The sequence below is a fragment of the Paraburkholderia sp. RL17-381-BIF-C genome (genome assembly GCF_046026435.1).
Taxonomy (GTDB): Bacteria; Pseudomonadota; Gammaproteobacteria; order Burkholderiales; family Burkholderiaceae; genus Paraburkholderia.
Genome location: NZ_JARESX010000060.1, coordinates 1 through 15890, shown reverse-complemented (window position 1 = coordinate 15890; position 15890 = coordinate 1). Strand labels below are relative to the sequence as shown.

The window sequence follows — 15890 nt, the reverse complement described above, 5'->3', positions numbered from 1 at the left end:
CAAAACGCTGGCGCACCCAACAGCGAGAAACACAACGCGCGCGCCACGCACAATGTCGGCCCACGCCGCCTCACTCGTCCGGCAGGCGAATCACACTCGCGTCCTTGCGAATCAACGCTGCCGCCGACAGCATCTGCTTGCATTGATGAGCAAGCAGTTTCATGTCGTGCACGGCGTCCGTCGAATAGTCGGGCGACTTTTCCGTCTCGACCACCATCGCATCGAGCTCACGGCCCAACTGCTTGATCTGCTCGCCCTGATCGGCGGGCGGCGGGGTGCCGGTTTCGGCCTCGGTGAGATTGTCACGCACCACGCTCAACGCGCGTTGCAGCGGCTGTAGCGAAACGCCGTCGGCCTGCTGTTGCGCCGAGGTGCGCAGCAGCGGCGCGGCCGCCGTGATCTGCGAGGCGAGCACGTGGCTGCGCACCAGCAGGCCGTTCAGTTCCGGCACGAACTTTTGCGCGGACTTCGGCTCCAGCATCATCCGCTGAAACGCCTGGCCCAGATTCGCGAACGCCACGTGAACATTCTTGCGGGCGAGCCGGTAGCGGTAATCGCGATCGAGCGCTGTCGCCGCGGCTGCGGCGGCAGCGGAGGCGCCCGAAGCCGGCCTCGCGGTCGGATTGCTGACCGTTGTGGTGCCGGCGCCGGCGTCGGCAACCGGTGGTGTCGTTGACGCGCCGGGACCTGCGGCGGCTTGAGCGCTTGCGCCGGCACTTACGCCACTACGTACGCCACTATTTGCACCGCCGCGTTGAGTAGCACCTGTGCCGCTGTCTGCAGCGCTTGCGCCACCATCAGCCGCCGCGAGCACCGGTTTGCCGAAGTCGAGCGCCGGATCGGCCATGGCCGCGGCCGGGGCGCGCGCACCGGCCTCGGTCACGGTGGCGACCACTGCGGCGGCCGGTTTGCCGCTCCACCACCAGCTTGCTTCGAGATACTGACGCGTCGCGTTGATCATGTTGTTGACGAGCTTGCCCATCAAACGATATTCCCAATACGGGAACAGGTGGCTTGCCGCAATCGCGATCGCGCAGCCCACCACGGTATCGATCGCACGCTCACCGATGATGCGCATGCTGCCCGGTGCGAGCAGATGGAACATCAGCAGCACATACGACGAGGTGAACACCACGCTCGCCGTGTAATTGAACAGCAGCAGACTGTAGCTCATGACCATCGAAGCGAACATCACGACCAGCAGGAAGTGCGGCTCCTTGACGAACATGATCAGCGCGATGCTCGCCGCACAGCCGATCAGCGTGCCGACGATCCGCTGCCCGTTGCGCTGTTTGGTGAGCGAATAGCCGGGCTTCAGAATGATGACGGTGGTCATCACGATCCAGTAGGCGTTGGTGAGCGGCAGCAAACGGCCGAGCCAGAAGCCCACGGCGACCGCGATCGTGACGCGCAACGCATGACGGAAGCTCGGCGAGGCCATCGTCAGGTTCGAGAAAATCTGCCCGAACGGCACGCGGCGGCTCGACACGAAACGCGTGAGCGCCTGGTCGAGGCGCAATTCGGTCTCGGTCGTGCTGGGTTCGCTCGAGAGACTCTTGCGCATCTTGTCGATCAGGCGCGTGGCGCTCCAGACGCGGCGGAAAGTCGACGAGATCGCCGAATAGGCCTCGTGGTTTTTGGCCGGCAGGTTCTGCTTGCGCATCAACTCGATTTCGAACTCGATAGCGCGCAGTTCCGCCTTGACGTTCACGCGCGTGCGCGGCGCCTGGTTCTGCAGCACCGCGAGCCCGATCTCCTCGAGGTCGGCGGCCGCCTTGCGAATCAGGTCGCGGTAGAACACGAGCAGATCGGAACCGCCGAAAGTGGTGCGTACCAGCGGGTAATCGGTGTGCGCGCCCACGAACAGTTCGTGCAGATCGACCGTGTTGATGAACAGATTGAACAGCATGGCGCGGCGCGGCTCGAGCTTGCCGCTCTTGAGCTTGGGCAGATTGCGCAGCACGATGTCGCGCGCGGCGTCCTGGCGATCCACCGCGGCGATCTGCTTGTCGACCAGGTTGCGATAACACTCGTCGAGGTCGTTATCCAGATCGTAGAACTCGGCGCGCGCGAGCAGATAGTCGGCGCACGCGAACACGCTTTCGGCCAGCGCCTGCTGTTCGATGCGGTGCATCATCCAGCGGCTGACGAAGGTCGACCAGTAGGTGTACCAGAGACCGCCCACCAGAATCCACGACGCGTTGACGAGCGCCTGCATTGGCGTGAAGCGCTCCTCCAGCGTCATGATCATCATGAACAGCGTGGCAAAGCTGATCTGCGGCCAGCGGTTGCCATACACGACGATCAGGGACAGCAGGAACGTAAGCGGCACGACGGTGCACCACAGCGCCACCGCGTTGACCGTGGCGAGTCCGGTGGCGAGCGCGGAGAGGAACCCGATCACCGTGCACGCCAGCATTTCGTTGTGCTTGTACTTGAGCGGGCCCGGCATGTCGACCACACATGCGCCGAGCGCGCCGGTCGCGATCGTGAAGCCGAGCTCGCGATCGTGAAACACGATCAGGCACAGTACGGCCGATAACGACACGCCGACCGCGATGCGCAGGCCGCCATAAAAGTACTGGCTATAGAGGAATTTTTTTATTTCGACCGAATAGCGCATCGACTGCCTGGATTCCGTTCACTGAGATAAACGCGGTTGAAGAGACAGACCCAAACTGCCGTCGAGTCTAACTGATTTTATGGGTGATCTGACCTCGTCCGTTTGGCCAGGTTCTGCGCGAGGGATGCGTTTGTTATGCTGTCGCTTCACTGTCTGTCGCGGCTTTGGCGTTCCGCTCCCACCGCGCGCAAACCCCAGGATCCATGCTCCAGCTCTTCTACTCGAACCGCTATGAAACCCTTGTCGGCGCGCTGCTCGACGACCTCGCGCAGGCGCCGTCCGACCCCTGGACCGCGCAGCCCGTGATCGTCTCGAGCGCGGCGGTGCGGCGTCGTCTCGAGCTCGATATCGCTGCGCGCCAGGGCATCTGCGCAAATGTCAACTTTGGTTATCTAGCGCAATGGCTGTGGGCGCAGATCGGCGGTGTGATCGAGGTGCCGAGGCACTCGCCGTTCGCGCCGGACCGGCTCGTGTGGCGCTGCTACCGGCTGCTGGGCCAGGTGAACGAAGGGGACGAAGCGCCGCCGTGGAATGCGTCGCCGCGTCTGCGCACGTATCTCGACGCGGCGGACGCGTCGATGCGCTACGAACTTGCGCGCCGCGTGGCGACCGTGCTCGACCACTATCTGACTTATCGCCCGGAATGGCTGCTGCAATGGCAGAAGGGCGGCTCGATTTTCGCGAGCGGTGCGGCTGACGACAGCGGGCCGCGTCTGGTCGGCGCGAGCGAAGCGGCGCGCGAGGACGAGCGCTGGCAAGCGGCATTGTGGCGCGCGGTGCTCACGGAGCTGTCGGGCAACGCGCAAACGCCCGCGGCCGCGTTGCCGCCTGCCTACCGTTTTCTGGACGAGATCGGCACGCTCGACCTCGAGGCCATCTCGAACGCGCAGTGGCCCGAAGCGGTCAGCGTATTCGCGCTGCCCACCATGCCGCCGTTGCACGTGGCATTGCTGCGGGCACTCTCGCGCTGGGTGGACGTGCGTCTGTACGTAATGAACCCGTGCCGCGAGTTCTGGTTCGACGTCGTCAGCGAAGGACGTGTCGAGGCGCTCGACGCCGCCGGCCAGCTCGACTATCAGCAAGTCGGCCATCCGCTGCTCGCCGAGTGGGGCCGTCAGACCCAGGCGCAGTTGCACATGCTGCACGAGCTGACCGAGAGCGCGGCCTCCGGCGAGACCGGCGATTTCACCGAGAACCCGGAACCGAGCTGGCTCGCCGCCGTGCAGAACGGCATCCTCGATCTGCGAACAGAAACCGACACCGACGAACTGCCCATCGAGCATGGCATTGAAGTCCACGTCTGCCACAGCCTGTCGCGCCAGCTCGAAGTGCTGCACGATCGCCTGCTCGGCTGGTTCGACGAGTTCGACGACCTGCAGCCGTCCGACGTGCTGGTCGCCGTGTCCGATCTCGCGGCGGCCGGTCCCCTGATCGACGCCGTGTTCGGCACCACGCCGCCAGGCGACACGCGCCGCATTCCGTATCGGATCACCGGCTTGCCGCCCTCGCAGGCCAATCCGGTCGCGCGTTTGCTGCTCGACTGGCTGGCCTTGCCCGAGCGCAGCGTGGGTGCGCCGGATCTGATCGAATGGTTGCGCGTCGACGCGATCGCCGTGCGCTACGGGATCGACGCGAGCTCGCTGGAAGCCGCGCAGGAGTGGCTGGCCGCGGCCGGCGCGCGTCGCGGGCTCGCACCGGTCGGGCCCACGGGCGAACATGTGCCGATCGCCCGTCATACCTTCGCGGATGCGCTCACGCGTCTCTACCTCGGCTATGCGATGCCGGACGGCGGCGAGCCGGTCGACGCCTGGCTGCCGGTCGAAGGCGCTGACGGCTCGGACGCGGAATTGCTCGGCCGCCTGTCGCGCTTCGTCGACGACATCGACAGCTTCGCGGCGAATTGCGTGATCGAGCGCACGCCCGTCGAGTGGACGCAACTGCTGCTCGATACGCTCGCGCAATGTTTCGACGGCGGCGTCGAGTTTGCCGATTCGCTCGCCGCCGTGCGCGACGCGATCGACAAGATGGGCGACGCGATGCAAGCCGGCGCACAAGAGATCGTGATGCCCGCCGCAGTGGTGCGCAGCGCGCTTACCGAAGCGCTCGACGACCCCGCGCGCGGCGGCGTGCCCTGGGGCAGCGTGACGTTTTCTTCGTTGACCAGCTTGCGCGGATTGCCGTATCGCGTCGTCTGCCTGCTCGGCATGGACGACGGTGTCCTGCCGAGTCTCGCGCGCGCGGACGAATTCGATCTGATGGCCGCGTTTGGCAAAGCCGGCGACCGCCAGCGCCGCGACGACGAACGCAATCTGTTCCTCGATCTGCTGCTCGCCGCGCGCGATCGTCTCTTCATCGCTTATACGGGCCGCAGCATTCGCGACAACGCGCCGTTGCCGCCGGCCGCGCTGGTCGACGAATTGCTCGACCATCTCGCGCGGGTGTCCGCGGGCGAGGGCGCGAGTCCGGCAGAAGTGGAGCGCGCGCGGCATGCGTTCGTCGTCGATCATCCGTTGCAGGCATTCGCATCGGACTATTTCTCGCCGCAATCCGGGCTGTTCAGCTACGACGCGGATCGCGCGGAGCTGGCGACATTACTCGCCGCGCCCACGCATTCCGTTGCCGCGCCCTTCTTCGATCAGCCGTTGCCTCCGGAAGATCCGGCGCCGATCGCCTTCGACGAGTTCGTGCGTTTCTGGCGCCATCCCGCGCGGGCATTGTTGCGCGACCGTCTGGGCATCGTGTTGTCGGACGTACAGGGCGAGTTGCTCGACACCGAACCGTTCGACCTGGATTACTCAGGGCGCGATGCATTGGCGGATCGTCTTTTGCCAGTGTTGCTCGACGCCGATACGGACGACGACGTCATTTTCGAACGCGTGCGCCGCGTGGCGGCAGCGAGCCCGGAACTGCCGGGCGGCGCGACCGGCGCGGTGTGGCGCGCACGCGAGCTCGGCGCGTTGCGCCAGCTCGCCGACAGCGTGCGCCGCGAAGTGGCTTCGGGTGTCGAGCGTTTGCCGTTCGTGCTCGACATCGCGCCGCGCTGGCCGGATAGCGCGGACATGGCCGGGGCGTTCTTTGGCCCCTACGACGCGCTGCTGCGGCAAGCGGCCGAAACGCCGCTGCAACTGCACGGCAGTCTGAATCTGCTCACCGAAACAGGACAAGTGATTTTCCGTTACGCCAAACCTACCGCACGCGACTATCTGTCGGCGTGGCTTGCGCACCTGGTGTATTGCGCCGCGCGACCGCAGGGTCCGCGCCGCACCGTATGGCATGGCAGCGGCGAGAGCTTCGAGCTCACGCCGGTCGCCGCGCCGCTCGACCAGCTCGCGCCGCTTGCCGCGTTGTTCAAGGCCGGGCGCAGGCTGCCGCTGCGCTTTTTCCCGAAGAGCGCGTGGACCAAAGTCAGCGAAAGCGATTCAGCGGCGCTCGGTGTCTGGATCAACGACCGCGTGCGCGGCGAGTCCGACGACCCCGCCTTGCGTATTGCCTTGCGCGGCACGCCGCTTACGCTCGACGAACCGTTCGGCAGTCTTGCCGCGATCGTGTTCAAGCCGCTCATCCAGCATCTGCGGAGCGCGTCATGAGCGGGGGCAAGCACAGTTACGCGCTGGTGGCGGAAGAGCTCGACGTCTTCGCCTGTTCGCTCGACGGCGTGAATCAGATCGAGGCCTCCGCGGGGACCGGTAAGACCTGGAATATTTGCGCCTTGTACGTGCGGCTGCTGCTCGAAAAAAATCTGAATGCGGATCAGATTCTCGTCGTCACGTTCACAAAGGCGGCGACCGCGGAACTGCATGAGCGCATTCGCGGCCGTCTCGCCGAACTGGACCGTGCAATCGAAATGGATGACGACGGCGGCGATCCGTTCATCCGCCGTCTCTTTGAAACGACGCTCGCGCCGGAGCGGGGCATCGAGCGCGAGGCCGCCTTGAAGGTGGTGCGGCGCGCGCTGCGCACCTTCGACCAGGCGGCGATCCACACCATTCACGCGTTCTGTCAGCGCGCGTTGCAGGAGGCGCCGTTCGCCGCTGCCATGCCGTTCGCGTTTGAAATGGAAGCCGACGACGCGGCCTTGCGCTTCGAAATGGCCGCTGATTTCTGGCGTGAACAGGTGGAGCCAGTGGCGCATGCGCATCCAGCGTTCGCCGCGTGGCTGGTGGGCAAACGCGCCGGTCCCGCTTCACTCGACGAGCAACTCGCGCGGCGTCTGAAAAAACCGCTGGCGCAGTTGCGCTGGGGCAAGCTCGACGCAACCGGCAATGGCGCCGATCCGCAAGCCGGTTTCGACGCAGCCTGCGACCTCTGGCATGCGGAACGAGACAGGATCGTCACTTTGCTCGCCGAGGCGCAAGACCGTCTGAGCAAGACGTCGCACAAGCCCGACCATGTGAGCGCCGCCATCGCCGCATGGACCGAGTACTTCGCGCAGGGCGACTGCCATGCGCCGCCGCCGAAAGCCGCGTTGAAGCTCACGGTTTCAGCTTTGAAGAAAGCCACCAAGGTCAAGTTCGAACCGCCTGAGCATCCGTTCTTCGAGCACGCCGAAGCGCTGGCCGCGGCCGTGGTCGCGGCCGAAGCCGCGCAACGCGCGCGCTGGCTTTCGCTCGTGCAAAGCTGGCTCGACTACGCACCCGCGGAGCTGGTGGCGCGCAAGCGCACGCGCCGGGTCGTGTCGTTCGACGATCTGCTGTCCAACCTGTACCGCGCGCTCGCCGCGCACCCCTGGCTTGCCGATGCTTTGCGCACACGTTATCCCGCAGCGCTGATCGACGAGTTTCAGGACACCGATCCGCTGCAGTTCGCGATCTTCAGCCGCATCTTCGCGCCGGCCGGTCCGCTGTTTCTGGTCGGCGATCCCAAGCAGGCGATCTACAGTTTCCGCGCGGCGGATCTGCATACCTATCTGAAGGCGCGCGAGGCGGCATCCGCGCGCTACACGCTGGCCGTCAATCAGCGCTCGACCGCGCCTATCGTTCAGGCGTGCAACCGGCTCTTCGAAGCCAATCGTCAGGCATTCGTGCTGGAGGGGCTCGACTATCAGCCGGTGCGTGCGGGCGAACGGCGCCGGCCACCGTTCGCCGATCCGGGCACGAGCACGGGCGACTTCCGTATCTGGACCTTGCCGCAAGGCGACGCCGCCTTGACCAAGCGCGAGGCCCAGCGCGAAGCGAGCGAGGCGTGCGCCGCCGAGATCGTGCGCCTGCTGCGCGGCGCGCGCGAAGGCGCGGTGACGATCGGCGACGCGCCGCTCGCGCCGGGCAACATCGCGGTGCTGGTGCAAACGCATAAGCAAGGCAGTCTGATCAAACGCGTGCTGGCCGCATGGGGTGTCGGCAGCGTGGAACTGGCGCAGGCGTCGGTATTCGCGACGCTCGACGCCGAGCAGATCGAACGCGTACTGGCCGCAGTCGATACGCCGGGCGATCTGCGCCGTTTGCGCGCCGCGCTGGCAACCGACTGGTTGGGTCTCGACGCCGCGGCGCTGTGGCGCCTCGAGCAGGTCGCCGACGCGCCGTCGGCCGCCGACGATCCCGCGCACGCCGCCGATGCGATGGGTTGGGTCGAGCGTTTTTCACGCTACCGCACGCTGTGGCATGAGCGCGGCTTCGCGGTGATGTGGCGCACGCTGATGCGCGAGCTGCGCGTCGCGCAACGGCTGGTTGCCGGGCAGGACGGCGAGCGTCGTTTGACGAACGTGAACCACCTGGCCGAACTCGTGCAGGCGCGTGCCGCGACGCAGCCGGGCATCGCGCCCACCTTGCGCTGGCTCGCCGCGCAACGCGCGCAGGGCGGCGGCGAAGACGCGCAATTGCGGCTCGAATCGGATCGCAATCTCGTGCAGATCGTCACGGTCCACAAATCGAAAGGGCTCGAATATGCGGTGGTGTTCTGTCCGTTCCTGAACGACGGCGCGTTGCGTGAGCCACCGTCGTCCGGTTTGCCGGATGCGCGCGAGTACCACGACGAAGCAGGCGCCGCGGTGCTGCACTACGGTTGCGACGACGAAGAGGCCGAGCATGCGTCGCGTTACGCGGTGCGCGAGCAGGCCGCGGAGCGGGCGCGGCTCGTCTACGTGGCGTTGACGCGCGCGGTGTACCGCTGCTATCTCGTCGCCGGCACGTACCTGTCGTCGCGCTCCACCAAGGAGTCGCGCCGCAGCGTGTTGAACTGGCTCGTGGGCGGCGACGGCCATAGCTTCGACGGCTGGCTCGCCGAGCCGCCCGACGAGGCGGCGTTGTCGGCGCGCTGGCAAGCGCTGGCGGGCGGCCCGATCACGCTGCAGACACTGCCGCGGCCCGAACGTCGCGTGCCGCTGGAAAGCCTTCAGGACCGCGAGGCGCACATGCAGGCGCGGGCCAATCGCAGGCCGCTGCGCGATCAATGGCGCATGGCGAGTTTCAGTGGGCTGATTGCCGCGGGCAGTAAAGCCGAGGCAGCGCACACGCCGGTCGAAGAGGTGCGCCCGGATCATGACGAGATTGCCGATGCGCTCGTCGTCACGCCGGTGCCCGCGCCGCACGCCGAGGCCCATGCGGAAGACGACATTCTCGCGTTCCCGCGCGGCGCGGCGGCCGGCGACTGTCTGCATCGTATGTTCGAACTCGCCGACTTCACCGACCCGCATACTTGGAGCGACGCCATTCGCGGTGCGCTGCGCGAGCGTCCGGCGCCGGCAGTGCCCGAACTCGCCGCACGCCTGCCCGCGATGATGCACAACCTGCTCAAGGACGTGGTCACCACCGAACTGCAGCCCGGCATGAGGCTGGCCAATCTGAATCCGCGCCGGCGTCTGAACGAACTCGAGTTTCTGTTCGCGGCACCGTCGCTCGATTTTCCCGCGTTGCGCGAGTTGCTGATCGAATACGGCTATCCCGACGTTGCACTGGAACCCGGCGTATTGCGCGGGTTCGTCAAAGGATTCATCGACATGATCGTCGAGCACGACGGACGTTTCTGGATCGTCGACTGGAAGTCGAACCATCTGGGCGCCACGGCCGCCGACTACGCCGCCGCGCCGCTCGAAGCGGCCATGGCGAGTCATGCCTATCACCTGCAGGCGCTGCTTTATACGGTCGCGCTGCATCGCTATCTGAAAACGCGGGTGCGTGATTATTCGTACCACACGCATATTGGCGGCTATCTGTATCTGTTCGTGCGAGGCGTGCGTCCGCACTGGCACGACGCCGATGGACCGGCGGGCGTGCATATGCGGCGGCCCGCATTCGAACTGGTCGCGCTGCTCGATGCGGCCATGATCGGAGGTGTCGCATGAGCACGTTCGAACAGAGCGCATCGGCGCCGCCGGAGTTCGACGATATCGGCGTGAGTTTGCCCGCGCCGGCCGATTTCAGCATCGCGCTCGCGGAAGGTTTCGCGCGTCGCATCGGCACGCTGGCGCGGCGCGGCGGCGCATCGGCGGAAGCAGTCAAGTGGGCGGCGCGAGCCGCGTTCGCGGCGAGCCGCGCGACGGCTGAAGGCCACGTGTGTGTGCCGCTTGCATTGCTGGCCAGACGCTTCGCGGCATCGAGCGCCGAGGCGCGTGCGGCGCTGTTCGCCAGCGGCATGGCGAGCGACGGTTCGCAAAGCGCGGCGGCGTTGCGGCCGTTGGTGGTCGATGGGCAAGGGCGGCTGTATCTGGCTCGCTACTACGACTACGAGCGGCGGCTTGCGCGCGCGTTGGTCGCGCATGCTGAAGTGGCTGCGGTGGCTGCGGTGGCTGCGGGCGCTGATGCCACTGCTGGAGCTGAAGCGGGCGTCGGCGCCCAAACGCTGCGCGAGCGTCTGCTGCGCTACTTCGGGGCGCCGAAGGATAATGAGGTCGACTGGCAGCGTGTCGCGGCGGTCATGGCGTTGTCGGGGCAACTCACCATCGTCAGCGGCGGACCCGGCACCGGCAAGACCACTACCGTGGTCGGCGTGCTTGCCTGCCTGCTCGATGCGCGCGCGGACTTGCGAATCGCGCTGGCGGCGCCCACCGGCAAAGCGGCGCAGCGCATGCAGGAAGCCTTGCTCGCGCGCGCCGGCGATCTGCCGCCCGAACTCGCCGCGCGTTTGCCGCAGACGTCGTACACGTTGCACCGTTTGCTCGGGTCCGGGCCGGGAGGGCGCTTCCGGCATCATCGGGACAATCCGTTGCCTTACGACGTCGTGGTGATCGACGAGGCTTCCATGATCGACGTCGCCATGGCAGCGCACCTGCTCGATGCCATTGCACCGCAGACGCGTCTCGTGATGCTCGGCGACAAGGACCAACTCGCCGCAGTCGAAGCCGGCGCGGTGTTCGCCGAACTCAGCGCTCGTCCGGCTTTTACGCAAGAGGGTTTGCATCGGATCGCCGCGGCGCTTGGCATCGACGAAACGCGGCTCAGGCAGGCGCTGCCGGGCGCATCGCGTAGTTTCAGTGAAGAGGCCGCCGGTTTGCCCGCGCAAGCCGATGTACCGGACGACTTCGAAGCGCGGCCCGACGATCTGTTTGCATACGCGGATTCGTCGGACACCTTCGATGAATCGCGCGCCGGTGAGCTGTTCGACAGCGCCGCGTCACCGCCTGGGTCGGCAGCGCACACGCAAAGCCCACTCGCCGATTGCGTCGTCTGGCTCGAGCGCAACTACCGGTTCGGTCTCGAATCGCCGATCGGCCGCCTGTCGCTCGCGATCCGTAACGGCTCGGCAAGCGCGGCGCTCGACGTCCTGCGCATCGATCCCGTGGAATCTTGCGCGGCGGCGCTACACGAAGACATGCATGCGACGCTTGCCGAGCGCACCGTCGCGCGCCTTGCGGCGGGTTTCGCACCCTACGCCGACGCGCTTGCCGCGGCGCTCGCGGCCGATACGCCCAACCCGCTGCCGCTTTTCGACGCGTTGAACCGTTTCCGCATTCTGTGCGCGACCCGGTCCGGTCCGCGCGGCGTCGACCAGGTGAATGCGGCGATGGCGGCGCAAGTGCGGCGCGCGGCTGGCGTGACTCTGGCAGTGGGCGCGCATTGGTTCGCCGGGCGCGCCGTGATGGTGACGCGTAATGATTACGCACTCGGTCTTTTCAACGGCGACATCGGCATTGCGCTGCCGGGCGTGAACGGCACGTTGCGGGTGTATTTCCGTACCGGCGATGGCGGTCTGCGAGCGGTATCGCCGGCGGCGCTTCCACCGCACGACACCGCATTCGCGCTCACGGTTCACAAGTCGCAGGGCTCGGAGTTCGAGCATGCGGTGTTGATGCTGCCGTCGGTGTTTAGCCGGGTGTTGTCGCGCGAACTGGTGTACACGGCGATCACCCGCGCGCGCGAACGGGTGGAAGTGGTCGGCGCTCGCGCCGTGCTGGCGCAGGCAATTGCGACGCCAACGCAGCGCGATTCGGGGTTGGCCGCGCGGATAGCGCAGGCGTGGCGCGGCGCTGAATAGAATGATGCGCGGGCAGCGGCACTGCTTCGAGGTCCGCTGCCAACATTGAGCGGCAGAGCGGCAGAGCGGCAGAGCGGCAGGGCGGCAGGGCGGCAGAACGGCAGAACGGCAGAACGGCAGAACGGCAGAACGGCAGAACGGCAGAACGGCAGAACGGCAGCCCCACGCACTGCGCGTGGAACCTGCTCAACTAACCGCGCCACCCGATTGCACGCGCGCGTCGACCCGCCCGCGCATGGTCTTCCGATACCACAGCGTCCACAGCGTCAGCCCGCCATAGATCCCGTAGCCGATGAACGGCGAAACGACCAGAAAGCGCTCGATCGGCCAGGTGAGCGCCATCCACGCACGCAGCGCCGTTTCGCCGGTCAGGCCGACGCCCCACACCAGCGTCATCAGACGGATCGCGGCGACCAGCGCGGGCCGCTCCTGCCACAGCGCTTCGAAGCGCGCGGCGCCGCCCTCCATTTCGCGGGCAACGGTGGCGCGTGCGAGATAGAAGATCAGCGGACGGCGCATGGGCAGCGAGAGCAGAAACACCACGCCGACCGCGCCGGACACGAGCGACTCGCGCAACAGCAGCATGCGCGGACTGCCGCCGAGCGCCATTGCCGCGACCGAGAGCGCGATGCCGGTCACCACCATCACGCTCAACGCGTCGACGCGCCGAAACCGCACGAGTTCAACCAGGCTCCAGACGATCGGCGGCACGGCGGACGCGATCAACGCGCCGGTCTCGCCCAGATGCGGCAACGCGAGACGGTAGGCGAGCCATGGCAACAGAAAGTTGACGGCCAGTTCGAGCACAAAAGCCGGACGAAGCTTCATGTTAATTTACGCCGTAAGCGAAAAACGCAGTATCGATGACGCGGCGGTGCGGATGCAAATAGTTTTTCGCATCGGCCGCCGCGCCCGATAGCCGATAATCGGCGTTCGGGCGCACTGTGTACACTCATGTCTCCCAGCCCAATCTCGTGTCATGACATCCCGCTATCCGATCCCGTCGAACGAAATCGAACTGACTGCCGTGCGCGCGCAAGGAGCGGGCGGCCAGAACGTCAACAAAGTCTCGAGCGCCATCCACCTGCGCTTCGACGTGCGCGCTTCATCGTTGCCGGAAGTGTTGAAAATGCGCCTGCTTGCGCTGTCCGATCACCGGCTCACGCGTGACGGCGTCGTGATCATCAAGGCGCAGGAGCATCGGACTCAGGACATGAACCGCGCGGCGGCGCTGGCGCGGCTCGATCAGCTGATCGAAAGCGTCAGCGTGACGCGCAAGCAGCGCGTGGCGACCCGGCCGACGCGCGCGTCGAACCTGCGGCGCCTCGACAGCAAGGCCAAGCGCAGCGAGGTCAAATCCGGCCGCGGCCGGGTGGACGATTAGCGCTTGCTGCCGCGTCCCGCGGGGCGCACGTCGGGGAGGGTGGCGCTCGGCACGAAGTCGACGCAAAGCACATGCGTGCCGTCACGCTCGAATGCAAGGGCGGCGGTGTAGCAGTCCTGAGCGTCGGCAAGCGAATAGTGCGGACCCATCATCGCGACGCGCCCCGGCGCGGCGAGTGCGTGCTTGAAGTAGGCGCGCCGCGACCAGTTGCTGCGCGTGTCGGTATAGAGCGGCGCGAGCCGCAGCGGAGGCGGCGGCACAGAGGCGGCCGTGACCGAGGGCAGGGTTTGTTCGCCTTGTCCGTCGGTGATGAACACGCGGCGGGCCTCCGGCAAATGCCACACCTTTTGCGCCGCCTGGCGCAGATCGCCGGTGGTTTTGTAGGTCTCGGCGGCGGCCAGCACTGCTTCGGCGAAACCCTCGAAACCCAGCCGCTGGTGGCCGGCATGCTCGCGCTCGTAGTCGGCGAACTTGCTCCACATCGATTCGATCAGCGCCGGCACGCCGGCGCACGCCGCCTGCACGGAGCTCTTCGGCTGACCGAGCCAGAAACCCTGGACGAAATCCACATCGGCTTCCATCAGGATCATCAATTCTTCGTCGGTTTCGACGCCTTCAGCCAGTACCAGCGTGCCTGATTGATGAAGCATCGCGATCAGGTGGCTGATCATCGAATCGTCGCCTTCGCGCCTGCCGGCGCGCGCGACCAGCGAACGGTCGAGTTTGACGATGTCGGGGCGGAAGCGCCATACGCGGTCGAAGTTCGAGAAGCCGGTGCCGAAGTCGTCGATCGCGATCAGGAAGTCGCGCGGCTGCGAGGCGGCGAGCATGCTGGCGACGGCGGACTCGTCGTCGGCGGGTTGCTCGAGCACTTCGATCACGATGCGCTCCTGAGGCAATCCGAAGTGCGCCGACAGTTCGTCGATGAACGCGCGCTGCGGCCAGCCGGTTTCGAACACCTGTGGACGCGTATTCAGAAACAGCCACCCGGTGCTGATGCCTTGCTCCATGAAGTTCGCCACATGCAGGCAGCGCGCGATACGGTCGAGTTCACGAGCGTCGGCGGCCGAGCGGGTGCCCGAGAAGAGCACTTCTGGCGAGACCGGCAAACCGACCGGATCGAAGGCGCGCAGCAGTCCTTCATAACCGACGATGCGCTGGTGCGTGACCGAGAGCACCGGCTGGAACACGCTGTGCAAAGTCAGCGCGCGCCACGTCGCGCTCCAGCCGGACTCGTGCCGGACCAGATGCGGGAGCAGGCCGCTCAGGGTCAATTCGCTGACGGATGGCATAAAGGCGGGCATGAGTGCGGACATGGCGGCATCGCGGTAAGCGGGTGACGGGGCGCGTCAGACGATTCGGCGCGCAACGGAGGCACGGCCCCCACGTGTGCAGGGCGGGTCGGATAAAGCCCGGGAACGCGGAGAGCAATGCCAGCCATGCTGGACTCCGGCGGATTAGTCAAAACCAGTCTAGCAGTTTGCAATTCGCGTGAATGTGCGGGTAATCACAGACGCGGGGTCGTACTCGCGCACATGTCGGGCGCCCCGCAAACCCTTTCCCCGAGGCCCATCCAGCACGATGCCGCCGGCCCGCCGCGCGAGTTTTGCGCCCATACGCCGCGCGCAAAACCGATTGCCTTCATCGCAATCTTTTGCATGTATGAAATCGAGCGTAACAGGGCGCTGAGCGGACACCCGCCAAACTCCAGGCGAGGGCGGCTTAGACGTTTGAATGCGTGGGCGCGTTATCGGGTCAGCAGGGCGCAGGCATGGACCGCGAAGCCGGCGCCTTGAAGCCGCGTCCTGCAGGTTTGGTGGGCGCCCGGTATGCTGCTGCTTTTAATGAAACGGAGGTTAGGCATGTCGGAAATCGCGGTGGTCGCAATCTCGGTGGCGAAGCCGGGGCACGAAGAGCAACTGCGTCAGGCGCTCGAAGGTCTGGTCGGGCCGACGCGCAAGGAGCAGGGAGCGCTTCAATACGACTTGCACCGCGACGTGCAGGAGCCGCGCCGGTTCGTGTTTGTCGAGCGTTGGGAAAGCCAGGAAGCACTGGCAGCGCATGCGAAATCCGAGCACATCGCGACCTACAGGAAAGCGGTGGCGGATTGGGTGGAGCACGCTGAAATTCGCGTCGTGTCGAAGATCGCCTGAACGGGCGGACACGTTGCATAACGGCGAGGGGGGGGGGGGGGCGGGGGGGGGCCGGGGGTGGGGGGGGGGGGGGGGGGGTGGGCGCCGGGCGGGGGGGGGGGGGGGCCCCCCCCCCCCCCCCCCCCCCCCGCGGGGGGGGGGGGGGGGGGGGGCGGGGCGGGCGGGGGGGGGGGGGGGGGGGGGGGGGCCCGGGGCGGGGGGGGGGGGGGGGGGGGGGGCGAGGGGGGGGGGGGGGGGGGGCGGCCGGGGCGGGCGGGGGGGGGGGGGGGGGGTGGGGGTGGGGGGGGGGGGGGGTGGGGCGGGGGGGGGGGGGGGGGGGGGGGGT

At 66.8% G+C, this 15890-nt stretch carries 8 protein-coding genes; 5 read left to right on the top strand and 3 right to left on the bottom strand.

From position 1 onward, the window contains the following. Nucleotides 1-70: 70 nt before the first annotated feature. Complete coding sequence (locus tag P0D70_RS27765; protein WP_408186820.1) at nucleotides 71-2623, bottom strand: FUSC family protein; 2553 nt, start codon at nucleotides 2621-2623, stop codon at nucleotides 71-73. Between the two features lie 203 nt (nucleotides 2624-2826). Between P0D70_RS27765 and recC the strand changes: the two genes are divergently transcribed. The 3 genes from recC to P0D70_RS27750 are packed head-to-tail and all read left to right on the top strand — an operon-like array spanning nucleotide 2827 to nucleotide 12028. Next, nucleotides 2827-6210, top strand: a complete 3384-nt coding sequence (recC, locus tag P0D70_RS27760) for an exodeoxyribonuclease V subunit gamma (RefSeq protein ID WP_408186819.1) — start codon at nucleotides 2827-2829, stop codon at nucleotides 6208-6210. After that, nucleotides 6207-9899: an exodeoxyribonuclease V subunit beta gene (gene recB / locus P0D70_RS27755; protein ID WP_408186818.1), complete on the top strand. Its 3693-nt coding sequence runs from the start codon at nucleotides 6207-6209 to the stop codon at nucleotides 9897-9899. Before recC ends, recB begins: the two co-directional genes overlap by 4 nt. Next, nucleotides 9896-12028: an AAA family ATPase gene (locus P0D70_RS27750; RefSeq protein ID WP_408186817.1), complete on the top strand. Its 2133-nt coding sequence runs from the start codon at nucleotides 9896-9898 to the stop codon at nucleotides 12026-12028. Before recB ends, P0D70_RS27750 begins: the two co-directional genes overlap by 4 nt. A gap of 186 nt (nucleotides 12029-12214) precedes the next feature. On the opposite strand, the gene P0D70_RS27745 is transcribed toward P0D70_RS27750, so the two are convergent. Beyond that, nucleotides 12215-12856, bottom strand: a complete 642-nt coding sequence (locus P0D70_RS27745) for a VC0807 family protein (RefSeq protein WP_408186816.1) — start codon at nucleotides 12854-12856, stop codon at nucleotides 12215-12217. Nucleotides 12857-13007: 151 nt separating this feature from the next. Between P0D70_RS27745 and arfB the strand changes: the two genes are divergently transcribed. Then, nucleotides 13008-13412 carry an alternative ribosome rescue aminoacyl-tRNA hydrolase ArfB gene (gene arfB / locus P0D70_RS27740; RefSeq protein WP_091794934.1) on the top strand — a complete coding sequence of 135 codons (405 nt, stop codon included), beginning with the start codon at nucleotides 13008-13010 and terminating at the stop codon, nucleotides 13410-13412. On the opposite strand, the gene P0D70_RS27735 is transcribed toward arfB, so the two are convergent. Further along, nucleotides 13409-14728 (bottom strand): EAL domain-containing protein, encoded by a 1320-nt coding sequence (locus P0D70_RS27735; protein ID WP_408186815.1) that lies wholly within the window; start codon nucleotides 14726-14728, stop codon nucleotides 13409-13411. The genes arfB and P0D70_RS27735 overlap by 4 nt on opposite strands. A 546-nt stretch (nucleotides 14729-15274) precedes the next feature. Here P0D70_RS27735 and P0D70_RS27730 point away from each other — a divergent pair. Further along, nucleotides 15275-15565 (top strand): putative quinol monooxygenase, encoded by a 291-nt coding sequence (locus tag P0D70_RS27730; RefSeq protein WP_408186814.1) that lies wholly within the window; start codon nucleotides 15275-15277, stop codon nucleotides 15563-15565. Nucleotides 15566-15890 lie beyond the last annotated feature (325 nt).

Bases quoted from the DNA above. Each gene is read 5' to 3' on its own strand.
- P0D70_RS27765 (WP_408186820.1), bottom strand. From the start codon at position 2,623: ATGCGCTATTCGGTCGAAATAAAAAAATTCCTCTATAGCCAGTACTTT.
- recC (WP_408186819.1), top strand. From the start codon at position 2,827: ATGCTCCAGCTCTTCTACTCGAACCGCTATGAAACCCTTGTCGGCGCG.
- recB (WP_408186818.1), top strand. From the start codon at position 6,207: ATGAGCGGGGGCAAGCACAGTTACGCGCTGGTGGCGGAAGAGCTCGAC.
- P0D70_RS27750 (WP_408186817.1), top strand. From the start codon at position 9,896: ATGAGCACGTTCGAACAGAGCGCATCGGCGCCGCCGGAGTTCGACGAT.
- P0D70_RS27745 (WP_408186816.1), bottom strand. From the start codon at position 12,856: ATGAAGCTTCGTCCGGCTTTTGTGCTCGAACTGGCCGTCAACTTTCTG.
- arfB (WP_091794934.1), top strand. From the start codon at position 13,008: ATGACATCCCGCTATCCGATCCCGTCGAACGAAATCGAACTGACTGCC.
- P0D70_RS27735 (WP_408186815.1), bottom strand. From the start codon at position 14,728: ATGTCCGCACTCATGCCCGCCTTTATGCCATCCGTCAGCGAATTGACC.
- P0D70_RS27730 (WP_408186814.1), top strand. From the start codon at position 15,275: ATGTCGGAAATCGCGGTGGTCGCAATCTCGGTGGCGAAGCCGGGGCAC.